The 23,084-nt window shown below is 61.7% G+C and carries 17 protein-coding genes and 1 pseudogene; 12 read left to right on the top strand and 6 right to left on the bottom strand.

The features are described 5' to 3' along the window. Positions 1–9: 9 nt before the first annotated feature. Both iolC and LTI14_RS10720 read right to left on the bottom strand, forming a co-directional pair. Positions 10–1,002 (bottom strand): 5-dehydro-2-deoxygluconokinase, encoded by a 993-nt coding sequence (gene iolC, locus LTI14_RS10725; RefSeq protein WP_241476500.1) that lies wholly within the window; start codon positions 1,000–1,002, stop codon positions 10–12. A gap of 10 nt (positions 1,003–1,012) precedes the next feature. Continuing rightward, positions 1,013–1,972, bottom strand: a complete 960-nt coding sequence (locus tag LTI14_RS10720) for a sugar phosphate isomerase/epimerase family protein (RefSeq protein ID WP_241476594.1) — start codon at positions 1,970–1,972, stop codon at positions 1,013–1,015. Between the two features lie 312 nt (positions 1,973–2,284). Between LTI14_RS10720 and LTI14_RS10715 the strand changes: the two genes are divergently transcribed. From LTI14_RS10715 to LTI14_RS10690, 6 genes are all read left to right on the top strand, one after another. Then, positions 2,285–3,019: a GntR family transcriptional regulator gene (locus LTI14_RS10715; protein ID WP_241476499.1), complete on the top strand. Its 735-nt coding sequence runs from the start codon at positions 2,285–2,287 to the stop codon at positions 3,017–3,019. A 61-nt stretch (positions 3,020–3,080) separates the two neighbouring features. Further along, entirely contained in the window at positions 3,081–4,043 is a 963-nt protein-coding gene (gene iolB, locus LTI14_RS10710) for a 5-deoxy-glucuronate isomerase (RefSeq protein WP_446740391.1), read from the top strand. A 211-nt stretch (positions 4,044–4,254) separates the two neighbouring features. Further along, complete coding sequence (locus LTI14_RS10705) at positions 4,255–5,268, top strand: substrate-binding domain-containing protein (RefSeq protein ID WP_241470454.1); 1,014 nt, start codon at positions 4,255–4,257, stop codon at positions 5,266–5,268. Between the two features lie 116 nt (positions 5,269–5,384). After that, positions 5,385–6,356: an ABC transporter permease gene (locus LTI14_RS10700; protein WP_241470667.1), complete on the top strand. Its 972-nt coding sequence runs from the start codon at positions 5,385–5,387 to the stop codon at positions 6,354–6,356. A 7-nt stretch (positions 6,357–6,363) separates the two neighbouring features. Further along, positions 6,364–7,299, top strand: coding sequence for an ATP-binding cassette domain-containing protein (locus LTI14_RS10695; RefSeq protein ID WP_446740390.1), 936 nt, complete (start codon positions 6,364–6,366; stop codon positions 7,297–7,299). A 224-nt stretch (positions 7,300–7,523) separates the two neighbouring features. Then, positions 7,524–7,913, top strand: a complete 390-nt coding sequence (locus tag LTI14_RS10690; RefSeq protein WP_241476497.1) for a tautomerase family protein — start codon at positions 7,524–7,526, stop codon at positions 7,911–7,913. Between the two features lie 51 nt (positions 7,914–7,964). Here LTI14_RS10690 and LTI14_RS10685 read toward each other — a convergent pair. Next, positions 7,965–8,138: pseudogene (locus LTI14_RS10685) on the bottom strand (IS3 family transposase); the annotation flags it as partial. Positions 8,139–8,656: 518 nt separating this feature from the next. Here LTI14_RS10685 and LTI14_RS10680 point away from each other — a divergent pair. Then, positions 8,657–9,658 (top strand): Gfo/Idh/MocA family protein, encoded by a 1,002-nt coding sequence (locus LTI14_RS10680; protein WP_241476496.1) that lies wholly within the window; start codon positions 8,657–8,659, stop codon positions 9,656–9,658. A 140-nt stretch (positions 9,659–9,798) separates the two neighbouring features. Here LTI14_RS10680 and LTI14_RS10675 read toward each other — a convergent pair whose 3' ends face one another. Next, the gene (locus LTI14_RS10675) at positions 9,799–10,230 is read right to left on the bottom strand and encodes a hypothetical protein (protein WP_241476495.1); all 432 of its coding nucleotides are present in this window, start codon (positions 10,228–10,230) and stop codon (positions 9,799–9,801) included. A gap of 3 nt (positions 10,231–10,233) precedes the next feature. Then, the gene (locus LTI14_RS10670) at positions 10,234–11,127 is read right to left on the bottom strand and encodes a dihydrodipicolinate synthase family protein (protein ID WP_241476494.1); all 894 of its coding nucleotides are present in this window, start codon (positions 11,125–11,127) and stop codon (positions 10,234–10,236) included. 194 nt (positions 11,128–11,321) lie between these two features. Between LTI14_RS10670 and LTI14_RS10665 the strand changes: the two genes are divergently transcribed. From LTI14_RS10665 to LTI14_RS10645, 5 genes are all read left to right on the top strand, one after another. Then, the gene (locus LTI14_RS10665; protein WP_241476493.1) at positions 11,322–11,927 is read left to right on the top strand and encodes a helix-turn-helix domain-containing protein; all 606 of its coding nucleotides are present in this window, start codon (positions 11,322–11,324) and stop codon (positions 11,925–11,927) included. Beyond that, complete coding sequence (locus LTI14_RS10660) at positions 11,920–12,660, top strand: B3/B4 domain-containing protein (protein ID WP_241476492.1); 741 nt, start codon at positions 11,920–11,922, stop codon at positions 12,658–12,660. The genes LTI14_RS10665 and LTI14_RS10660 overlap by 8 nt, the downstream gene beginning before the upstream one ends. 47 nt (positions 12,661–12,707) lie before the next feature. Beyond that, on the top strand, positions 12,708–13,529 hold the full coding sequence (locus LTI14_RS10655) for an EamA family transporter (protein WP_241476491.1): 822 nt from the start codon (positions 12,708–12,710) through the stop codon (positions 13,527–13,529). Positions 13,530–15,726: 2,197 nt separating this feature from the next. Further along, positions 15,727–16,377, top strand: a complete 651-nt coding sequence (locus LTI14_RS10650) for a hypothetical protein (protein WP_241476490.1) — start codon at positions 15,727–15,729, stop codon at positions 16,375–16,377. A 1,807-nt stretch (positions 16,378–18,184) separates the two neighbouring features. Beyond that, complete coding sequence (locus LTI14_RS10645; protein ID WP_241476489.1) at positions 18,185–18,643, top strand: hypothetical protein; 459 nt, start codon at positions 18,185–18,187, stop codon at positions 18,641–18,643. 313 nt (positions 18,644–18,956) lie between these two features. Here the strand turns inward: LTI14_RS10645 and LTI14_RS10640 are convergent, their stop codons facing one another. Continuing rightward, entirely contained in the window at positions 18,957–23,000 is a 4,044-nt protein-coding gene (locus LTI14_RS10640; protein ID WP_241476488.1) for an AAA domain-containing protein, read from the bottom strand. Positions 23,001–23,084 lie beyond the last annotated feature (84 nt).

The raw sequence follows: 23,084 nt of genomic DNA, 5'->3' as shown, positions 1-23,084 counted from the left end.
GCAGTGCTCCTATCCTCGCGCAGTGGCGTTTGACGGCACACCGCGACCTCGATCGAGAAGCATCGCGACCAGCTCCTCGGTGGTGGGCATGGCTTCTGAGCAGGCGATCTTGGTCGCCACGTGCGCTCCGGCAGCGTTGGCGAAGTCCAGGACGTTCTCCAGCGGCCATCCGGCAAGCAGGCCGTGGCAGAGGGCGCCGCCGAAGGAGTCCCCGGCGCCCAGCCCATTGACGGTTTCGACCGGCAGCGGCGCGGAGATCACGCGCTCTTCGCGGGTCGCTGCCATGACACCCTCGGGCCCGAGCTTCACCACCGCGAGCTTGACCCCGGCCTCCAGGAGCCGGTCAGCCTGTTCGTCGGCAGTTCCCTCCCCCACTGCCACTGAGCATTCCTCGGAGTTGCCCACCGCCACGGTGACATAGGACAGCAGCTGCTGGACCTGCTCGCGAGCCTGTTCTTTGGACTCCCAGAACATAGGTCGATAGTCGAGGTCGAGGATGGTGTGCTGGTCTGCGGTGAGGCCGTCCCTGGGGCGCGCCTCGTGCATAGCGATCTGCGCTTCGCGGGACGCCTCGCCCACCATCCCTGTCAAGGTGGACCAGAAGACGGAGGCTTCGCGGACGGCTACGTAGTCCACCTCGTCGCGTTTGATCTCCCAGTCAGGCGCCGTCGGTGTGCGGCCGTAGAAGTAGAGCGGGAAGTCTTCAGGGGGCTGGATCGCGCAGAACGTCACGGGTGTCAGCAGTCCGGGCACCGCTGTCGCCCACTGGGCGTCAACTCCATAGCGAACGAGCTCGGTTCTCAGGAAGTCACCGAACGGGTCTTCACCTGTTCGTGTGATGACCGCGGTCCGTCGACCATGTCTCGCGGCCGCGACGGCGACATTCGAGGGGGAACCCCCCAGGTATTTTCCGAAGGTCTGGACATCAGCGAGGCCCACCCCGATGTCATTGGGGTAGATGTCCACGCTGATGCGCCCGGTGGTGATGACGTCGTAGCTCATCTGACTCTCCTCAGCGAATTCGGGTGCGGGAGCCGCAGCCACAGAGATAGCGGCGGGTCCGGGTGGCGATGGGCAGCGGCACATCGAAAGATGCGACTGGGTACATGTCCTGCTCGACGATGCAGTAGAGACTGCGATCGAGCTTTTCCAGTTCGTCGATGACTCCAGCGAGGTCGGGCAGACCGCCGGGGGGCTCGACCATCACTCCGGCCTTGTTCGCCGCGGCCCAGGTGAGGTCGTTCTGACGAACGGTCTCCATGACCTTGGGATCGATCTGCTTCAGATGCAGATACCCCACCCGTTCTGGGTGCTCGCGAATGATCTTCGCTGACGAGGCTCCCCCGTATTCTGCGTGCCCTGTGTCGAGACACAAGGTCACCAGCTCCGGGTCAGTGCCTTGCAGGAATCTCTCGATCTGCTGCTGAGTGCACACGTGAGAGTCGGCGTGAGAGTGGAACTGCTGCTTCAGTCCATACTGCTCCTGCAGGACACGCCCTAGCTCGTTGTGCCCGTCGAAGAGGTTCTGCCACTGGTCCTCGGTCAGGTGCTCGTTCTCCACTGCTTCTCCGGAGACGTCATCTCGCCACATGGCTGGGATCACGACGATGTGCTCGCCCCCTACCGCGGCGGTCAGTTCAGCGACCTCGTGAACCTGTTTCCACACCGCGTCGCGCTCAGCGGGGTCGGTGCGGTGAAAACCGGTGAACACCGTCCCGGCGCTGACGACCAAATCGCGTGAAGCGAGTTCCGCCTTCAGCTTCTCGGGATCCGTTGGGAGATACCCGTAGGGGCCCAGTTCGATGTAGTGGTAACCGGCTTCCGCCGCTTCATCCAGAAAACGACTCCAGGGCGTCTGCTGGGCATCATCTGGGAACCAGACTCCCCAAGAATCTGGGGCCGTCCCAATGAACAGGGGCGCTGCCGTTCCGTCTTGCGCTGACTCTGGTGCGCTGCGAAGTGGCTTCGTCATGGATCCTCCTTGCGGATAGTCCTGCAAGCTGCAGGCACTACGGCGGATGTGTCGTAGACCACTCTTCACCCTTGATGTCCTGTTGTCAAGACAATTGACATTGGGAACAATGGGTCCATGCGCTGACAGAGACAGAGAAGCACGGGCGGACTGGAAAATTCGCCATAGGCCCCAGGATGGGCCATATGCAGCATGACTCCACCGATGCACCGGAAGCCTGCCACTGGGAACCCCGGGGCTGGACACCCTCGACGCACAGCTTGAATTGGTATAATGTCCTGACAAGCTGACATTGTAACGAAGGAGACCGACGTGTCGACTCTAGACATCGCCATAGACCGTTCCTCCCCCGTGCCGCTCTACCATCAGGTGGCCTCTGCCTTCGAGAAGGCGATACGTGAAGGCGACCTGCCGCCCGAGACAAAGCTTGAGAACGAGATCGCTCTCGCCAAGCGCTACAACCTCTCACGGCCCACGATGCGACAGGCCATGGACCACTTGGTCCGTGAGGGGCTCGTCGTGCGGCAGCGCGGAGTCGGCACCCAGGTGGTCGGACCACAGGTCCGTCGCAATCTGAAGCTGTCCAGCTTGTACAACGACCTTCAGGCTGAAGGGTCCACACCGCAGACGACCGTGCTGGGACTCGACGTCGTGACCAGTGATGACTTCCTGCAAGAGAAGCTAGGCCTCAAGTCCGCGGCGGAGGTCTACCACGTGCGCCGGCTTCGTTCTGTGGACGGACGGCCACTGGCATTGATGGAGAACTGGGTTCCCCTCGCCGTGGCCGAGCTATCGATCGAGGAGCTCGAGCGCGACGGACTTTACAACATCCTCCGGCGATCCGGTGTCGACTTTCGGATGGCCCACCAGACTGTCGGAGCCATGGTCGCTGACAAGGATCAGAGCTCGCTCCTGGACATGGACCCTGGGTCCGCTCTAGTCGTGATGAGTAGGACCGCCCTGGACGGCAGCGGATCCCCCATCGAATACGGACACCACGTCTATCGAGCAGACAGATATTCCTTCGACATCACGCTCGTGAGCTGACGACTTCTACCGATCTCTTTCCTGACGAGACAGCGCCACCCGACAGAAAGGCAGACCACCCATGACCGATGCAACACAGGTGACACGGAGAGACCCAACAGAGGACCCGTGGTTCCACCCTTCAGGATCTGTCCGGAGTCAGGGTTGGACCGTCAATCTGGGCACCCCCGACTCCGCCGCGACGCCGCCCGGCTGGGCCCACACAGGTCTTCGCGTGACCACCCTCTCACCGGGAGCATCGGTAGATTTGGACGCACAGGCCGAGGAACGCATCGTGATTCCGCTCGCCGGGTCATTCGAGGTGGACGTTGACGGCTCCAGCTACTCGTTGGCGGGACGCGCCTCGGTTTTTCAGGGTCCGACTGACGTCCTCTACACGGGCATCAACAAGGCTCTGAGCATCAGGTCCCCCGAGGGTGGGCGCGTCGCCGTCGCCTCTGCGCCGGCCGGAACCGAGTACCCGGTACGCCACATTTCTCGGGCCGAGATTCCACTTGAACTGCGCGGGGCTGGAGCGGCTTCTCGACAGGTCCACAACTTCGGAACCCCCGCCGCGTTGGAGGCGGATCGCTTCATCGTGTGCGAGGTGTTGACCCCTGCCGGAAACTGGTCGTCCTACCCGCCACACAAGCACGACGAGGAGAAGGACGGGGAGACCTCGCTGGAAGAGATCTACTACTTCGAGATGCAGGCCTCAGCGGACTCCCCCGTGCCCCCATTGGAGGACGGCGGGCCAGACGTCATCGGCTACCAGCGCGTCTACGCCTCAGATGACCGTCCGATGGACGTCACCGCGGAGGTGCGCAGCGGCGACGTCGTCCTCGTCCCCTACGGTTGGCACGGCCCAGCCATGACTCCTCCGGGACACGACATGTACTACCTGAATGTCATGGCCGGACCCGGCCCAGTCCGACAATGGCTGATCAGTGATGATCCGCACCACGGCTGGATCCGAAAGACCTGGAACGAGTCCGACATCGACCCGCGCCTGCCGTTCACCAGCGAACAGGTTGCATCCGACTGACCTCCTGACAGCACGTAGAACTGGCCCGCTCCATTGAGGACGGGCCAGTTCTATGCGAAACGACGGTCTTGTCACAGGACGCCCTGAGTTACCCCAAAAAAGATTTGTGCGAATGTCAAGACATACTATTGACAATGTGATTCCAATCACGCCATGATGTGTGTCAACCAACTGCACACGGACTCCAGTTGGCGCCGTCAAAGGAGACACCATGGAAAAGCACTCGCACCCTTCCGCCCGTCGGTCAACCCTGCTGCGCACCACCGCGGTCCTCGGGGCCGCCGCCCTGATGCTCACCGCCTGCTCCGAAGGAGGCGGACGCACTGAAGCAGCCGACACCTCCGACCGGGGCGGGGGCGTGGACACTGAAGAGCAGACCTACTACCTGATCACCCACGCGGCAGACGGAGACACGTTCTGGGACTACGTCCGAGCCGGCGCTGAAGAGGCGGCCGCTCAGAAGAACATCAACCTGGTCTACAACAACCACGTTGAAGGAGCTCAGCAGGCGGAGCTCATCCAGTCAGCCATCGATGCCGGAGCCGACGGAATCGCCGTCACCATGGCGAAACCAGAGGCCATGACGCCCAACGTCCAAAGCGCGACGGAGGCGGGCATCCCCGTCGTCTCCCTCAATGCCGGTGAGGAAGAGGCTTTTGACGCCGGGGTGCTGAGCCACTTCGGCCAGGATGAGAATGTCGCAGGTGAGGCACTCGGGCAGCGACTCGCCGACGAGGGAATCGAGCATACGATCTGCGTCATTCAGGAACAGGGGCACGTCGGACTCGAGAATCGATGCGCGGGGATCGCGGAACACGTCCCAGAAACCGAGATCCTCTACGTCGAGGGCACCGACATGACGCAGGTGTCTTCAACGGTTGAGGCAAAGCTACAGACCACTCCTGATGCTGACGCCATCGTGGGCCTAGGCGGCCCGTTCACCGAAACGATTCTTGATGTGGTCGAGAGCTCGGGCTCAGAGATCGAAGTGGCGAGCTTCGACCTCAACGCCACAATCGTGCAGGCCGTGCTGGATGACAATCTGATGTTTGCGGTTGACCAGCAGCCCTGGCTGCAGGGATATCTCTCTGTCGACACGCTCTGGCTGCACCACTACGGCGCCTTCGAGCCCGGTGGAGGACTTCCCGTCTTGACCGGACCGGCGATCATCGACGCTGAGAATGCCGAGGCCGTCCAGTCCTTCGCCGATGAGGGACTGCGATGAGCGCGGCACCCACCGAGGGAACCATCACTTCCGCCAAAGAGGTCAACCTCCCAAGCAGCGACGAAGGCAACACCGTAGACGAGCGGGTATCCACCAAGGGACGCCTGGCTCAGCTCATGTCCCGCCCAGAAGTGGGGGCTGCGATCGGCGCCTTGGCCGTGTTCATGTTCTTCACGGCAGTGGCGCCTCCGTTCACCACGGCCGCAGGTATCTCCACTGTCCTCTATGGTGCATCCACCATTGGGATCATGGTCGTCGGCGTCTCGCTGCTCATGATCGGTGGAGAATTCGATCTGTCCACCGGCGTGGCAGTGGTGTCATCTGCACTGATGGCCTCGCTCTTCAGTTGGCATTTCGCGACGAACGTCTGGGTCGGAGTTGCAATCGCACTCATTGCCTCGCTGGGCATCGGTCTCATCAACGGGCTCATCTTCATCAAGACCAAACTCCCCAGCTTCGTCGTCACGCTGGCGATGTTCCTGATGCTCACCGGATTGAATCTCGCCCTGACTCGCATCATCGGCGGCACGGTGGCGACACCATCGATCTCGAACATGGATGGATTCGAGTCCGCTCGCTCCGTCTTCGCGTCCTCGTTCTCGATATTCGGATTGAACATCAGGATCACGATCGTCTACTGGATACTCCTAGTGGCGATAGCGACGTTCATCCTGCTGCGGACGCAGGTCGGCAACTGGATTTTCGCGGTCGGCGGAGACCCAAACGCCGCGCGAGCAGTCGGCGTACCCGTGACAGCCACGAAGATCGGACTCTTCATGGGAGTCGGATTCTGCGCCTGGGTCTTGGGCATGCACCTGCTGTTTGCCTTCAACTCCGTGCAGTCCGGTGAAGGCATCGGCAACGAGTTCCTGTACATCATCGGCGCCGTCATCGGAGGGTGCCTGCTGACCGGTGGTTATGGCTCAGCGATCGGCGGCGCTCTAGGCGCATTGATCTTCGGAATGGCCTCCCGGGGCATCATCTACGCAGAGTGGAACCCCGACTGGTTCCGTTTCTTCCTCGGACTGATGCTGCTGTTGGCCACCATCGTCAACCTGGTCGTCCGTCGTCGGTTCGAGAAGAGTTAGGAGCGAGATGATGACTGAGAATACGGACAACACCGCTAAGAGCGCACTGACAGCAGCCTCTCCCCATTCAGCGGGAGACAGCTCACGGGCCACGTCCAGCCCACTGATCGAGCTCGAGAAGGCAGGTAAGCGGTACGGCAATGTGATCGCGCTGACGGACGTGACGATGGACGTCCACGCCGGACTCGTCACGTGCGTGCTCGGCGACAACGGCGCAGGCAAGTCGACTCTGATCAAGATTATCGCCGGACTCCACCAGCACACCGATGGAATCATGCGAATCGCCGGCGAGGAGCGTCAATTCAATTCACCACGCGATGCGCTCAACGCAGGCATCGCCACGGTCTATCAGGATCTGGCGGTGGTCCCCCTGATGCCGGTGTGGCGCAACTTCTTCCTCGGCTCGGAGATCAGCCGAGGGGTTGGGCCCTTCCAACGGCTCGATGTGAAGACCATGAAGCGAATCGCCAAAGAAGAACTCTTTGAGATGGGCATCGACCTTCGCGACGTGGACCAGCCGATCGGGACTCTCTCCGGAGGCGAACGGCAATGTGTCGCCATCGCGAGAGCTGTCTACTTCGGAGCAAAAGTCCTGATCCTTGACGAGCCGACCGCTGCGCTAGGCGTTAAACAGTCTGGGGTGGTACTTCGCTACATCATGCAGGCCAAGGCCCGCGGACTGGGCGTCGTCTTCATCACCCACAACCCTCACCACGCCTTCCCGGTGGGTGACCGATTCATGGTCCTGAAGCGTGGAAAGTCCATCGGTTACCACCGGAAGGACAACATCAGGATCGAAGATCTGACCGCCCAGATGGCCGGCGGCGCAGAACTCATGGAACTGACACATGAACTGGAACAACTGGACGGGCTCACGAGTGAGATGCGTCAGGTTCAGAGGGACATGGAAAAGTCGCTTCCCACAGGAGCTACGGAACATTAATCGCGGACCTGTGGGCCGGGGCTGCTGATGCTCCGGCCCACAGGCGTGCTAAGGCGCGCTTCACCACGGTTTAGGCGTGGCTCTCCGCGAAGACGCGTGTTCCCCCCCTAGCTATCACCGCCATACGCCGCGCCCCAGCACGACTCCTAGAAAGGCTAACTCGACCATCCTCGCCACAACGCGCCGGACACCTCTGTGCGTGGATACTCCTCTTAAGGATTCTTATGCCACTGATCAATATCGATGTCATTCGCGGGCGCACCCCTGGAGAGCTTCAGGTGCTGTTGGACTCCGTGCACTCAGCGATGGTCGAAGCCCTGGAAGTTCCCGACACAGACCGATACCAGATCCTGACTCAGCACGACCCGAACGAGATGATCGCCCTGGACACTGGACTGGGAATCGAACGCAGTCAGGCACTCACCGTTCTTCGTTTCATCAGCCGGCAACGTCCCGCGGAAGCAAAGGAGAAACTCTATCGACTTCTCGCGACTCGGCTTCAAGAAAACTGTGGGACCAGCCCCCAGGATCTGATCGTCTCGGTCGCCGAAAACGAGGCTGCGGACTGGTCCTTCGGCAATGGCAGGGCACAGTTCCTCACAGGAGAGCTCTAAGCGTTCGGGCCGAAGTGACGTGCCCCATGGTTTGGTTTCCACTCGCTCTAACTAGCTTCCGGTGGTGAGCGGTTGAATAGTGTGGGCGAGGTCGTAGTCATGCGGTGTGGCGTCAGCGAGGCCGGAGTGGCGGCGTCGGCGGTTGTAGAACACCTCGATGGATTCGAAGATTCCGTTCGCCAGCTCGACCCTGGTCCGCCACTTCTTGCGATTGAGCAACTCGACATGCTTCTGATCAGGCCATCGTGGTGGCCCACGGCCAGCGTCGGCACCCGCAACCAGACGGACAGATCCTGTGAAAGGCACTCCACTTGAAGGTCATGCGGTTCAATCTCCAGCCTTACAGGCGGCTAACTCCCCTTCAAAGTGTTGCAAGTAAAGGCAAAAGTCCCCGTAACTGCCACAAACCAGGCATGGAAGGACCAAGGCTCGACTGACGTTGCGGTGCAGGGCGGGGCGTTGGTATGAGCAACCAGCAAGGAGACCCTCGCTCCCAATTTCCCGGACAACGCCATCGAGCCACAATTGCATTAACAATAAGAGAAGTTTGAGGAAGATTGGTGCTCGACACAGTCCCAGACTTTTTGTGGCACGGGTTCCAACGTGGCCCCGCAGGCATGACTGAAAGACGATCCAATGACTCAGGTACCGGCACCTTCTCCGCGTATTACAGAATCCCGTTCATTCAACGGGACTTGCTGTCCTAAGTCTGAGCAGAATGAATGTCAAAGGAGAAAGAATTCATGACTACCACTGTAGGACTGATCGGTGTCGGACGCATCGGGGCCATGCACGCGACCAATTTGCAGGCTCTGGTTAGCCATGATGTCGATCTAGTAATCACCGATTTCGACACCGCGAGGGCTAACCAGATTGCCGCAAACCTTGGCTGCAGAGCGGTGGAAGACACCGAGGAGCTCTTCGCCCAACAACCGGACGGCGTGGTCATCGCAGTGGGCACCCAACAGCACGCTCCGCTGATCTTGCGCGCCATCAACGCTGGGGTTCCAGTCTTCTGCGAGAAGCCGGTGGCCGAGTCCGTTGAAGCTTCACGACCGGTACTCGAGGAAATTCAACGCCTGGGTGCCACGGTTCAGATCGGACACCAACGTCGCCTCGATGTTGGATACTTAGAGGCTAGACGAGCGTTCCGTTCCGGGGAACTTGGCTGGCTCCACACAATACGTGCGCTGACCGGTGACATGTTTCCACCCCCAACCGACTTCTTGGCAACCTCCGGTGGGCTCTTCCGGGACTGCTCCGTCCACGACTTCGACATTCTGCAGTGGATTACCGGGCGGCAGATCGTCGAAATCTATGCCAGGGGGTCCAACAATGGTGACCCGACCATCGGTGCGGTCGGTGACGTCGACTCTGCCGTCGCATTGGCCACCTTCGACGACGGTACGGTAGCCACGGTCTCAGCTACTCGCTACAACGGGGCCGGACATGATGTGCGCCTTGAGCTACATGGATCGAAGGGGACTATCCAGGCAGGGCTGGATTCCAGCTACGCAGGCAGCAGCGCAGAAACAGACTTCGTTTATCCAGCCGGTCCCACGCATCGTACATTCCACCAACGCTTTGCGGAGGCCTACCGCGAGGAGATGCGATCCTTCGTCCAGCTGATCCGCGGAGAACGGGAGAATCCTTGCGCGGCTGATGAGGCCGTAGATGCCTCCCGAGTGGCCGACGCCGCCCAGCGATCGTTGGAGACGGGAGTTCCGGTTCAGGTTGCCCGCTAAGCGCTCTTCTCGTTCCGCACCGCGAGTTTTCTGCAACCCCAGGCGCTGCGTCAAACATCGTGACCGCCCGTGACAATTACCCGACGCAGACCACAGTCTCCATCAATCCCAGTGCGGTTCACCTAGCCCTGCGCGCGTCGTTAACTGTGGAGATCCGTACCCACGATCCCAGGCAGCCGGCTGCTGATCCCACCGGTCAGGAACGGACCGAAAAGCCCAGACACGCGCAGCAGCGCCGCGGTCAGCATGCTCCATACGGCCGGGTAGAGCAGCACGGCGGCGGCCAGTGTGGCGCCGTGGATCAGGCAGGCGGCGGCGATGACATGTCGGCCGTCGTGGGCGGTATCGAGTCGGCGGGCGATGAACGGACCGAGCAGATGCAGGGCGGTGATGCTGGCGCCGAGCAGCCCAGCCAGCCACCCCGGTGCTCCGCTGGTGGTGACGACGAGGACGATCCCGACGACTGCGCCTCTGTCTGCTGCGCGGGCCAGGGTCGCTGCGGCGACATACCGGCTCAGCCCCCATCGGTGGCGGGGATCCTCCGCTGGGGGTGCGTTGTCATTCTCAGGCATGCATCACTGGGCCAGGTCCAGCTCGGCGAGGACCTGCGCGACGCGCGCCCGATCGGCGCCTCCAAGACCCTGCACCGGGCGAGGAAGAGAATCGACTGCGAACAGACCCAGATGCTCAGCGATCGCGGCGGTGACTCGATAGCTGCCGTGTTCAGCGAAGAGTGCCCAGAGCGGTTCTAGACGGGCCGATTCTGCCAACGCCCCCGCGTGGTCCCCGGCAAGCGCGGCCCGGGTGATCGTCAACGCGGGCGCTGGCAACGTGCCGCCGATGACGGAGTACCAGGCGTCACAGCCGGCATTGAGGCCGGTGGCCGCGGCGTCGTCGCCGGAAACACCGATCGTCACCGTCTCCGGTATGTGCTCACGGATCGTCTGCACGCGTGCAGCCGCTGCGTCGGGCTCCGCGGGGACGCCGGGGATCTTGATCGACGCGACCTGAGGCAGGGCAGCGACCCGGGCGTAGAGCTCATCGGTGAAGTTCACATGGGTGGTGCCGGGGTTGTCATAGACCACCAGCGGGACAGACAACGCTGCGGTGACGTCTTCGAAGAGACCGAAGACCTCGTCATCTCTGAGCCCCTGGTAGGTGACCGGGGCCAGCAGGACGGCACTGGCGCCGGCGTTCTGCGCGTCCTCGGCGAGCCGGTGAACCTGGGAGGTGCGCAGCGCCCCGATGCCCACCATCACCGGCACCTCCCCGGCGTGCTGCACCGCCGTCTGCGCGGCTCGACGCCGCTCTTCACGGTCGAGGTACATGTAGGAACCGGTCGAGCCCAGCGCGGTGATCGAGTCGACTCCTGCTTGGCTCAGCCGTTCGATCAGACGGGCGTAGGCGGGCTCGTCGAAGGCGTCATCACGCAGAGGGGTGTGGGGGAATGCACTGAGGCCGGTAAACATCGGTACTCCGATCATCGGGTGGAACTGCTCGGGTGGGGGGCCACGCACACGCTGACCCCGTGGCACCGGGTGCACCATGGCGCATCGTGGTTCGACGCTGCCGCCGACACGCGGCCGATCTTCTGCGGTGGGTCTTGCAAAAATGTGGACTCTTCATTCGAACGAAGTCCCGAGAGTGCACTATAGTGCTTCTCATGGAATCGAACAAGGACTCTCTCTCGGCCGCTATCGGGGTCCGGGTCCGCCACGAAAGGCTCGGGCGCGGCTGGACGCTGGATGAACTCGCAGAGGCCTCCTCGGTGAGTCGTCGCATGCTGATCAACGTCGAACAAGGCACCGCGAACCCCAGTGTGGGCATCCTGCTGAAACTCAGTGACGCCCTCGACGTGGGCCTGCCGGTGCTGGTCGCGCCTCCAAATCCCAGCGGCACCCGCATCACCCGGAACGGAGACGGCGCGGTGCTCTGGTCCGGAGACCACGGGGGCCAGGGCGTGCTGGTGGCCTCCGTGGACTCCCCCAATGTGCTGGATATGTGGGACTGGAGCCTCCATCCTCAGGAAGAGCATTCCAGCGCCGCCCACACCCCGGGCACCAAGGAGCTGCTCCAGGTGCTAGAAGGTTCGATCGTCGTCGATGTCGGTGGTGAGCTGCAGGAACTGGCCACCGGTGACGCCTTGGTCTTCCCCGGCGATGTGCCCCACGCCTATATGAACCCCCACCCACACCCGGCACGTTTCACCCTGACCGTGTTCGAACCAGGCCGGACCCCGGCCCACCGCGAGAAAGACACCCATGCCTGACTTCGACAACTACGAGAACCTCCTCCCCGCCGCCTGGGTGGATGCGGCCATCTTCGAGCTGCACCCCGACTATCAAGCGGTTCTGCTCGTGGTCGACGGCATCGTGCCCGGAGACTCCGACGAGCACAGTGAAGGTCTGCTCGGCCGCGCCGAACAAGCAGCTACCGAAGCCCTGGCCGAACAGCCTGTCGAGGAGCTTCCCCGTGTCGCATCCTGGCGTGAGGCCTACCGCTCCTTCGGCACTAAGCCACAGAAGACCCGCAACAGCCTCGAAGCACTGCTGCGCCGCAGCGCAGAAGGACTCCCCCGGGTGAATCGACTCACCGATATCTACAACGCCGTCTCCGTGGCGCATCAGATCCCCCTGGGTGGCGAGGATCTCTCCGGCTACACGGGAGCGCCCCGCCTCGTCCGCGCCACAGGCGAAGAGCCCTTCGAAATCATGGCCCAGGGTGAGCCTGGGGTCGAATACCCCAAGCCCGGTGAAGTCGTCTGGTGCGACGAGGAGGGTGTGACCTGCCGGCGCTGGAACTGGCGGCAGAGCCGACGCACCCAACTCACCGCCGACACCACCAGCGCCCTGTTCATCTTGGATGGACTCGACCCGATCACAGCAGATGACCTCAACGCTGCGGCCGATGACCTGGTGGCGCAGCTGTCCGCGTTCAGTCCAGACCTGCGAACAGCACGCCGGCTGATCTCCGCACAGACCGGCGAGGCCACTGGCCCGTGATCTCCCGGCTGCTCACCCGCATTCCGGGGCCGCCGTGGGCTTCAGCCGTGGTTGCGATATTCGCGATACAGCTGAGTTCCGCGTTGTCGGTGGGACTGATCGACATTGTGGGACCGGCAGGCGCGGCCTGGTTGCGGCTGAGCATGGGGGCCGTGTTGCTGCTCCTGCTCGTTCCCCCGCCGCTGCGATCCGTACGACCTGGCGATATCCCCATCCTGCTCACACTCGGAGCCGCGATGGGAGTCACGACCGTGTCCTTCCTAGCTGCTATTGAGCGGATACCGCTTGGGACGGCTGTTGCTATCGAGTTCCTCGGGCCCTTGAGCGTCGCCGCGGCCCGCAGCGGCAGCCTTCGAGCGCTCCGGTGGCCGGTCCTGGCCCTGGGCGGAGTCGTCATGCTCACCGAACCGTGGCGCGGCGATATCAACCTCGCCGGAGTGGGGTTCGCCTTGCTGGCAGCCATCGGGTGGGGCTCATACCTGGTGGTCCTCCAGCGGGTGGGTGATCGATTCACCGGGTCTGGTGTGCTGTCATTTGCCCTGCCTATCGCCGCCCTCGTGACCGGCACCATCGGCTTCCCTCAGGCACTCCCCCATATAGACGTTCAGGTCATGGGCCTCGCTCTCGGTCTGGCGCTGTTGGCTCCGGTGATCCAGTGCATTCTCGTGCTCGCGGCCGTGAGGAAGATGACTGCCACGGCGTTCGGGTCCTTGATGGCGTTGGAACCCGCAGTGGCGCTGTTGCTGGGCTTGATCGTGTTGGCCCAGCTGCCGAGTGCCATCCAAACGGTGGGCATCATTGTGGTGGTCATCGCCGGGGCAGCAGCCCAGCGCGGAGGCCGACGCGAACCACTCCGTCTCGACATCTGATCCCGCAGTGCCGGCATATGCCGTCGAAGTCTGTGGTGGCCCGCTGGCCTTTATAACGCCGCCCGCATTCAACGGTGTCTCAGGTCCTGGCACCACTTCTCCGATTCAAAAACCCCGTTGGGAGCATTTCGCTCCTGGCGGGGTTCTTTTTCTTCTGCACCGTGCTGACGCAAGTCAGTTTCATCGAGCCCATCGCCGCGGGCTCGTCCAGACGCGCTCATTTACGTATTCCAGAGGGGCTCTGAGGACCACACTCCGGTCGCTTGCAGCTGACTCCAGAACGCGGTGCCGACATTACGACCAGATGTTGACCGTGCACGCACCAAAATCTGGCAGTCTCGCGACGGCGCAGAACCAGGCTCGATACGGTCCAGATACGAGATCTACGCAAGATTCTGCATCGATGCTGACAGAATTATCACCAAATTTTGACGGGCTAGTCACCAAATTCGGACAGTCTATGAACCATCGTTCGTCACGATCGCTACGAAATCCTGTGCTGCCACGACGAAGTTTGCACGGCTCTCCGAGGACCGCGGCGGCTATGTCAGCAACTCAGTTCTTTCCGAAGAGCCGTTTCCCATCTAAGGGAGCCCAGTCTTGCGGGTGACGGTTGGTACAGACAGGCAGACGCGGTCGAGGCCGTCTCGCCTCATCTCGTTTCGCAGTCTCACGTCGCCCAACTGCCCTGCCACACCAACTTCATCCAGGTTCCCCCGGGCAGTTCAGTCTCGGCTCCATGGTCCCTCCGAGGTGGACCTACGGGTGAAGAGAACAATCTTCCTTCTGTCAGTCTCGGGCTCTACCAATGAGCACCTCGATACGAACTCACTGCGCCAACGAACGAAACCACGGTCAGGGAAAGTTATCCACAGGATCGAAGCTGGCTCTAAACGAGGAGGGACCGATGGGAGAACAACATCGAGACTGATTCTGATGCTCGATGGTCACAGGATCCGTGACGCGTTCATGGAGGGTCGGACCACTAGAGACATCCAGCATTCTCACCAGAGTTATAGTCACTACCTAGGGCACAGAGAGAGGGCGATGAGCAATGAGAAGGACCGCCCCGAAAACAAGACCAGGGGAAACAGAGAAGACCCCAGGTACCTAGCCCCCTAGAAGCCGCTGAGAGGACCAGGGACGAGGGCAGGTACCAGGGTGTCACGGAGAAGCTGTGCCGGGTCCCGACCCCGAGCCGCTGACCTGGGGGACCTGGTCCCAAAGTACCTGCCACACCCCAGGTCCCAGGCATAAAGGTGCAGGTCCCTAGGGGGTAGTTACCTGCGTTTCCCCTGATACACATGTAGATAACCCCGACTTCATCCGCTAAAGCTCCTAAAGGTCGGAAAGTAAGGCAAGGGCATAAGGGGGAGTGGCACCGCGCTTCGTTTCGGACTCGCTGCGCTCCTCCTCTCCTCACTTGGTGGTCGGCACAGCCGACACTCCTGACTTCGTCCTCTCCGAGCTCGCTTCGCTCCCTCGTTTCGTCCTCCGTCACCCTCGGTCGCTTACGCTCCCTCAGGCCCCTTACTGCGTCGCTGGCGCTCCTTGCTCCTCCCACGGCCCTGTGGGGCCGCGTCAGGGTGCCCTGGCAGGTCTCACCGACTTCGCTTCGCTTACGTCGGATGAGCCCTGTTTTCCACAGCCGCTGAAGCGGCTTCACGCGCGCCCCGGCTACGCCGTGTCTCGTGGAGAAGATCACGCATCTAGACCCCGCCGAGACATGGACGTTCCCACCTGCGTGGTTGCAGGTGATGATGGACGTGGTGACGTGGTCGGCCAAGGCCGACCCGGGGAACGGGATGAAGATCTCGTGTGGATTCCCGAGGCGCGCGCCGCATAGGTTGATGATGTTCGCCTTGACACCGAGAAGGACCGAACAAGTTGCCTATCTCGCCACCGGGCGCCGCGGTTCGTCTAGTCACCTACAGCAGTCCTCTCGATGATCGGCCCCGAGCCATATGCTGTCGCAGTGCTAGCCGACCTCTCCCTTAGCCCTGGACCGAGCTGGCCATGCCGACGAGGCACGCTAATGATTTCCGAAATGATTCCCGCGATATTCAATCACCCCTCTTACCAGTCGTTCCGAACGTGCCCTAGGGACGGCGCAGCTCCCGCGGCGCAGGGTTGACATGGGCTCCTCGGTCTCCACCACTCAGGAAAGACCATGAGCTGGAACTGGAAGACTGGTCACATGATCTCTGACTCCGTGCCGTGGAAAGAGGAACTTCTGAAGGTCGCGACGGCCCTTGAACGGCGGGCCCAAACGGCGCGGTGGACGGAACGCACAGGGTTCCTCGTTGAACGCGACCTCATGATCGGCATGTACACAATCCGACGCCTAATCGAGTCCGCGAAGACATCCTCGCTTCTGCCGCGGGAGCACATCGCACTTGGGATGCATCCGCTCATCGGCCCAGTGCCCCGCTCCTACGATCGATGGTCGTACTACGAGTACTACGATTTGGACTCCAAGCGTCAGGCGAGGCTACCCGTCGAGCGATTGGTCAATCTGTTCATCCATTCCTTCATTCTCGAGTTCTACCCCCCGTCAGAACACGGCCCAGCCAGGATTTGGGTCGTGTCTGACCGCGCCCGAGACAAGGGCTTGTACTCGGTTTCCTTCGAGCGCGTTGTGAGTCTGTTCCACAAAGTCGGAAATGAAGATCTTTTATACGTCGCAATGCAGGGAGGCGAGCCCTGGGGGCAATTGTCGCAGCACGATTTCGTTGAGGCGGGGTTGGCGCAGTATGACCCGTATCCCCACGTCGAGACGCCGGCTCACACCTACGACCAGATCGTCACCGCGTTCCCCTCGGTCCTGGGCGGTCGAGGTCAGGGTTAATCCCGAGTCATCCAGTGAACGAGCACACAACTGCTCATTCGGCCTTGGCGTCCAACCCTCTTACGACGCGTACGCGATAACCGCCCAATGTCGTCAACGTGCCCTGGGCAGCTCCCTCTCTATGCCGTTCGGCGAAATGCGCTTCAGCTCAGGAGCGCATCACACAAGCGTGCACGCGTCCCGGAGCGGAGTTGCCATGGGAGGCGATGCAACCGCGCGTGCACTAATGAGAGAACCCTCCCGTGAGGAGGCAGGTAAGCACAAGGCTTACCCGAAGAGGACTCGGGATTATTCGAGTGGCAGCTCTGGCAACCCGCTGAGAATCCGTTGAGTCTCTAAGCTGCGTGAGACTTAGGCGACTCAGGGGGCACCTTGAAGTGCTCCTTGGCCCGCCGAGGAGGTGCTGGCGAAGCAACACGTCGGACTCGGTGAACTCGTGGAGCCACTACCCCATTGTGGGCAACGATCCATCCCCCTATAAGAACGAAACTATCGAAATCGCCTTCGGTGGCATAGCCCGTTATTCTGAATCTTCCATAAGGATGCTGGTCGAAGGTGGCTGAGATGAATTCACCGTGGACCACTGTGGTGGCATCAACCTTGTCGCCCTCCGGAAACTTGGTGGAGTCGAATTTGAGCACTTTCTTCGGGACCTTGCGTTTTGCGTTTCGCACTCTCCAACCACAGAGAGTGAGTTCCGCGCCTCCCCTGCTCTCGCAGAGGTTTCCATCCACTCGGAATGTGCCGTGGCGGCGGTCCCGAAAGGTAACGGATAGCGCGTCACCGGGACTCAGGCGCATCACTTGGGCGTTCAACTTCTTGAGGTCACGGCGATCGGGTTTAGGCATAGCGACAAGCTAGTGCGCAGATGCCCGGGTAAGAACTGTTGCACTCTCACCTCAATGAGCGTGTCTCTCGTTTACCAGGAGACACGCCTGGGGCTCGTCCGACGGTTATGACGACCCCAGTGAGCGCCAGGCGCTCGTATAACTGACGAGCGTGGCACCGGGGCCCTGTCTGCGAAATACTTCCCGTATGACAGAAGATCGGGAACCAAGCATGGCATGGGAAGGCTTCAATCGGATGCGTCTCGAGATCGTGGAATCTAGGACCATCTTGGAGCGCAATGAGTTTAAGGGGCTCCCGACCGAGCCGCGGGTGCGTCGAATTGCTGAGATGAAGATCCCGACCCACGAAGAGATGATGGAAGCGGCGTACCACGAAGACCGGTCTCCCCTCTCCGATCGTACCGACCCGAAAGTGAAAGCGACTCTGCAGGCAGCGCTACGATACTTCTCAGGGCCTGATCCTAGGGCTTCTCACCGCCGGTAAGGCCTCACATCGAGCTGGCACCGGTGGCGATTGCAGGTGACGAACGGTCGCAACCCACCTCGGTCTCGCGCACCTCCTGCTCCCCGGCAGGGGCTGTCCGCGTCCTGAAGCATGCAGGTCTACGGGCAAGCTGCAGGAATCATCTGGCGAAGCGGAATCGGAATCGACTCTCCCGCGTGCCGGCCTTGGTTCCATTGATGGTGCGAAGGACAACTGTGGCAGGGCGACTACCATCTTGACCGAGTCATTCTCGGTGAGCGCAGGGTGCGTGCTGTGAGGTCTGTATCGACTTTCTCCCGCGTCCTGAATTTCCAAGCACACTGCAGAGCCCCCCTGAGGCAGTCTTGTTTCCGAGACGTAGCTGCGTTTCTTACTCTATTAATTGACGAAAATTCTGGAGCTATATATCCTAGAAATGTATATTCTGTGATTCAAAGAAAGCGAGTGCATTATGTCGGAACCAATCGCCTGGGTCGTGTCTACCGCGAGATACGGAAGGGGAGATGATGCCCAGCTGAAGGTGCGGGTGCTGTGCCCGCTGTGCCACCTGATCCACACCCACGGCGGGGGCACGCTGAAGAACCCCAGCCTCGGCGGCCGTTCCGGACATTGTGGGAACTCCATGCCGCGCACCGGTCCTAGGGGGTACGACATGGCCTGGCCTGATGACGCCGGGGCGCAGCTCCTGAACTCCGAGATGAACCACTGCCACACCATCAGGCCCGCTCACGGCAACCTGTGTTCAAGCAAGGTATCCATGCGACACACCGCAGGCTTCCAGTGCAAATATCATGAGCTCAACGGCGCCGCAGAGACCCGACGAGCCATCGACACCTCGTCGATCGTGGCTGCCAAGCAGGAGAGCATTTACACCCCGAGGTTCGACATCTTGTCCGGCCGTTCCGTTCCGACCTTTGAGCGGATGCCCAAATGAGGGTCGTCCCCTGGGACCCGGACGGTCGCGAGTAGCTCGTCAGTCCCGAGTAGGGGGATGCGGGACGCGCGAGGGATGAGGAGTGATTCAGCTGTCACCCACGCTCAACTCGCACATCGCGGACACGTCGTGCAGTTGCGAGTGCTTGAAGCTGACCCGTTAGTGCTCAACGTGGCCGATCCAGGCATTGTCCGCCGCTGCTACTCCCCCCTAAGAGGGAGCCTCAGCACCCGTCACATCGTCGACCGTCCTTGACACAAAAGTTCCCTACTGGTCCCGTTTCTTGCTACCGGGCCCGATTCGTGGACAGCTATTACGGGTGGCGGTCGCAGATCTCCTGCGCGCGAGAGAGAGCGGCGGCGATTCGTGCGCCGCGTCGACTGAAGCCGAGTTCTACCATGATCAGCCGTTGCTCTTCTTCGGCGGACCTAATCACGTTGTCCGAGCGGACGTAGCGGGTAATTGCCACCAGCTCGTTGACTGAGTACTCGTTGATGCTGGCGTACTGGGGGACATTGGGGCGAGGGAGCTGGTGGTTGAGTGTTCCCTCGCTCCACACTTTGGTCAGTTGCTCATCGACCGCAGGTTTGGCGAGGGGCTCCTTTGAGAGCGCGTCGTTGAATGAGGCGAGCACCTTCCGTACTTCTCCGGGGGCATCGTTGAACCAGTCCGTGCTCCAGATGCGATGGAAACGCCAACCTCGCCGTTCGAGCTCTGTCTGCCGGAGTCGGTCGCGCTCTCGCGCTGTGTGCCCGGAGTGGTAAGCAGCACCATCTGCTTCGATGGCCAGCACGTGTTGCCCGGGCCGCTCGGGATGTCGGGCCGCGAAGTCGATTCGGTAGCCTCCAACACCTACCTGGCTGTCGAGGACAAGCCCTGCGTCCTCCAGCTGTCGTTTCACATCAAGTTCGAAGGCGTTGAGCGCGTGGACTCCACTCGGGCCGCCGGTGAGTTCGGTGCCGCCAGAAGACATGAACCGCAGGAAGTGGTACATCAGGCGGAACCCCGCTGAGGAGTGCCCGTCGGCCGGCACATCGTCCCGACTGAAACTGGTCACCAGCGTCATGCGCTTCTTTGCGCGACTGATGGCGACATTCAATCGTCGCTCGCCGCCGTCACGGAGAAGCGGTCCCCAGAAGTAGCGGAGCTTGCCGTCGAGGCTCTTGCCATAGCCGACTGTCAGGATGATGGCGTCGCGCTCGTCGCCCTGCACTCGCTCAATGGCTTTGATGAACCAGGATTCTTCGCCCTGTGTGTTCAGTGCCCGTTCGAATGCGGGGTCCGCTTGCATCGCCTGATCTAACGCCCGCTCGATTCTTGCCTCGTGCTTGACGCCGAAAGTGATGATGCCGATGCTCTCGCCCGGGTATGCAGTCACATGCTCACGGACCAGCTCAACCACCCGGTTTACCTCGGCCTCGGGGCTGTTGAAGGTGCCGTTGACGCCGATGCTCGGTGGCACCTCAACGTGCCGAACGGAGTCGAGAGCGTCAACTGCAGGGAACGTCGTCAGGCTACGGGAGTAAACGTGCTCGTTGGACACGGCAATGAGTCGCTCATCGCGTGACCTGTAGTGCCATTGCAGGCTTCGGCTCTGCCCGGCAAGCAACCGGTCCAGAGCGAAGAGGATGCTCTCCGCATCCCGAGTGAAGCTCCCAGCTCGCGCGCGGATGCGCTCTGCAGCGGCCTCCGGCGTCTCGTCGAGCAGAGCAGATTCGCCCTCGTACTCATCCTCGTTGATGTCGTCCTCTAGTACTTTCGAGAAGAACTCGGTCGGCGGCAGCTGACGACTGTCGCCCGCGACGATAACCTGTGCGCCCCGGAGCAACGCCGGGATCGCGTCCGCTGGCTTGACCTGACTGGCTTCGTCGAAGATCACAACATCAAAGCAGGGGGCCGCTGGCAGCAGCCGGGAGACCTGCAGGGGGCTCATAGCCCACACAGGCTTGGCCGGGAGAAGCACGTTGGGAGCTTCCTCGAAGAGGCGGCGCACGGGTCGGAAGTTCCTTTTCCTGGTGACCTCGGTCTTTAGTTGTGCGTACTCGTCAACGTGTTCGTCAATGGCGCGTTTGAAGTGCTCTGCGGCTCGGCGACGCACTCGGGCGGCGTTCGCCTCAAGGTGGGCGACGTCGGCCGCACGAAATGCATTCGCCGCCTCGTTCAGGTCCGCGCCTCGTAGTCCTGCAAGCTCCGGGGACCGCAGTTCCGCGTCTTCGAGAATGGACCGAATCGTGACCCATCGGAGAACTTCGCTGGGCTTGGCGCCAGGAGCCCTTTGATCGACGAGCAGGGACAGCACTCGCGACAGCCCCGCCTCATTCAACTCCTGAGTCAGGTCGTTGGCTCGGACGATGACAGCAGCCTGATCCGTGCTCGTGAGCTGCGCGAGCCGACGAGGCAACTCATCCAAGCTCGCTTGATCCAGATCCAGCCCCTGCGTCACTCCTGCGAGCTCCTTGACCAGCGCATGCACCTCTGCCAGGGCCTCACTTGCGGTTGTCACGTCAGCGGATATTGGGGCGGTCGTAACCTTCCACGCTGCGCGGAGCTGCTGGGCTTGGACCAGGGTGCCGATTCGCTCTTTTCGAGGCACGTTGGTCAGGAACTCTCGCGCCCGCCGCTTTCCCTCACGTCGCGCAGCCCACGAGACCCCCATCCGGTGATCCCGGCTGATCGCGGCAAGCATCTGATCAATGTCTGGCGCCTCGATGAGCCCTGGCGCTTTCAGCGCCAGATCCGAGACGTCGGTGTGAAGCTGGACGAGCCGAGTTCCCTGGTCCAGCGTCTCGGGTGCCCCGTAGCCCGCGGTCCACGCCAACTTAGGAAGTTCTTGTGACAAGACGCTCAGTCGATCCTGTAGCAGCAGTACACGTTCGCGCAGCCTTTGTGCTTCAGCCAACGAAGGGAGCGCCACTGGAAGCCATCCCACAGTCCGGTGCCACTTGGGGGTGAGTGCGCCTATACGGTGCAGCTCATCGACGGCAGATGCCAGAGTGTCGAGGGTCGCCGGCTCCCATGAGCGGAAAGTCGATGCCGGTATGCGAAGCTCCGTCTGGGCGACAGCGGGGATACTCACGGACGCGACGCGCAAGTCCCGGACGCTTACACCCCACCCGTGATCGGGTCGGAACAGGGCGTCCTTATGTTGTACGAGTCGGTCACGCGCCGCCGTTAGCGTGTGGTGCAGATTCGCGACTTCTGGTTCGGCGGCACGTGCCTGGCGTTCGAGGGTGGTGCGCAGCTGCTCAGCGACGAAGCGTCGAGAGCCGTCGGCCGCGAACAAATCCAGCAACAAGTGGGAGAGGTCTACCTGTTCGAGCCGGTCAAGGACCGCGGTGATGGCCGCACGTTTCTGGGCGACAAACAGCACATGCTTACCCGAGGCGGTGAACGCAGAGATGATGTTGGCGATGGTCTGGCTCTTGCCTGTTCCCGGAGGGCCCTGGACGACGAGGTTCCGCCCCGATAGCGCAGCGTTGACGACATAGGACTGGCTGGCGTCAGCGTCGAGCACCGAGTATTCCGAGTCCACGGGCATGTAATCGGGGTCTGTCTCATCGACGGTTGAGTCTTGGGCAGTCGCGCGCACACGTCGGGCAGCGGCTTGGTCCCCGGCAAGCGCCGAAACAAGATCGGATGCGGCTAATGCACCGAGGTTCTCGACGTCCCGAACCATCGGCTGCTTCTGATAGGAGAAGGCGCCGAGCACGGGCCCTCCAGTAATCGAGAAGCTGGTGACACTGGTGCACGCGTCCTTCAGCCGGTCGAAACATGCTTCGACCCCGTCGTCGAGTACATGAAGCAGATGTTCCTCATCAATGTCGGTTCCCGCGTGGTTCAGGACATGGAGCAGTACGCTGTTGACCTGGAAATCATCGACCAAAGTCAGTTGCCAGGAGTCCTGAGTGCCGCGTCGCCGCTCGACATGCACCGGACGCAGAAGCACCGGGGCGTTCGGACGACCGGTGGGCCGCCCACCCGTCTCTTCTTCTTCTGCGTCGCTCAATCCTTCGTTCTCGTCCACCGACCACGATGCGAACCCCACAGCGAGGTGAGTGACGGATACCCCGTACTCCTCGGTCGCTTCCCGTTGCCGACGGTGGAGTGCTGCGCATGCTCGCTGTGCTTTGCTCAGGCGCTCGGGTCCCGGGAACAGGCTACTGAGCCTCACGGTCTGCCCGGTTAGCAGTCTCTCGTACGCCGATTCTTCGGCCGTCTCCAGATCGATGACGGCTGCGGTTTTCTTGAAATGCAGGAGTCGATTGGTCCCGCCAACGTCGATGAGTGAACTCTTCCACTCCTGGGATGCACGCGAAAGAACGGCTACAGTCTCTCTATCGAGGGCATCAACACTCATCCGCCCAGACTACCTGGCACCACAGACCGCAAGCGGCGTTGACGTGGGCGGTCAACTTGGCGACGTAGCCATCCCATCACACGC

It is taken from the genome of Nesterenkonia sp. YGD6, assembly GCF_022565895.1.
In the GTDB taxonomy this organism is placed as follows: Bacteria; Actinomycetota; Actinomycetes; order Actinomycetales; family Micrococcaceae; genus Nesterenkonia.
The sequence above is the reverse complement of the archived record's forward strand: the minus strand, read 5'-3'. Positions and strand labels throughout refer to the sequence as shown.

Coding starts and splice junctions, on each gene's coding strand:
- iolC (WP_241476500.1), bottom strand. CDS start 1,002: ATGAGCTACGACGTCATCACCACCGGGCGCATCAGCGTGGACATCTAC.
- LTI14_RS10720 (WP_241476594.1), bottom strand. CDS start 1,972: ATGACGAAGCCACTTCGCAGCGCACCAGAGTCAGCGCAAGACGGAACG.
- iolB (WP_446740391.1), top strand. CDS start 3,081: ATGACCGATGCAACACAGGTGACACGGAGAGACCCAACAGAGGACCCG.
- LTI14_RS10705 (WP_241470454.1), top strand. CDS start 4,255: ATGGAAAAGCACTCGCACCCTTCCGCCCGTCGGTCAACCCTGCTGCGC.
- LTI14_RS10700 (WP_241470667.1), top strand. CDS start 5,385: ATGTCCCGCCCAGAAGTGGGGGCTGCGATCGGCGCCTTGGCCGTGTTC.
- LTI14_RS10695 (WP_446740390.1), top strand. CDS start 6,364: ATGATGACTGAGAATACGGACAACACCGCTAAGAGCGCACTGACAGCA.
- LTI14_RS10690 (WP_241476497.1), top strand. CDS start 7,524: ATGCCACTGATCAATATCGATGTCATTCGCGGGCGCACCCCTGGAGAG.
- LTI14_RS10680 (WP_241476496.1), top strand. CDS start 8,657: ATGACTACCACTGTAGGACTGATCGGTGTCGGACGCATCGGGGCCATG.
- LTI14_RS10675 (WP_241476495.1), bottom strand. CDS start 10,230: ATGCCTGAGAATGACAACGCACCCCCAGCGGAGGATCCCCGCCACCGA.
- LTI14_RS10670 (WP_241476494.1), bottom strand. CDS start 11,127: ATGTTTACCGGCCTCAGTGCATTCCCCCACACCCCTCTGCGTGATGAC.
- LTI14_RS10665 (WP_241476493.1), top strand. CDS start 11,322: ATGGAATCGAACAAGGACTCTCTCTCGGCCGCTATCGGGGTCCGGGTC.
- LTI14_RS10660 (WP_241476492.1), top strand. CDS start 11,920: ATGCCTGACTTCGACAACTACGAGAACCTCCTCCCCGCCGCCTGGGTG.
- LTI14_RS10650 (WP_241476490.1), top strand. CDS start 15,727: ATGATCTCTGACTCCGTGCCGTGGAAAGAGGAACTTCTGAAGGTCGCG.
- LTI14_RS10640 (WP_241476488.1), bottom strand. CDS start 23,000: ATGAGTGTTGATGCCCTCGATAGAGAGACTGTAGCCGTTCTTTCGCGT.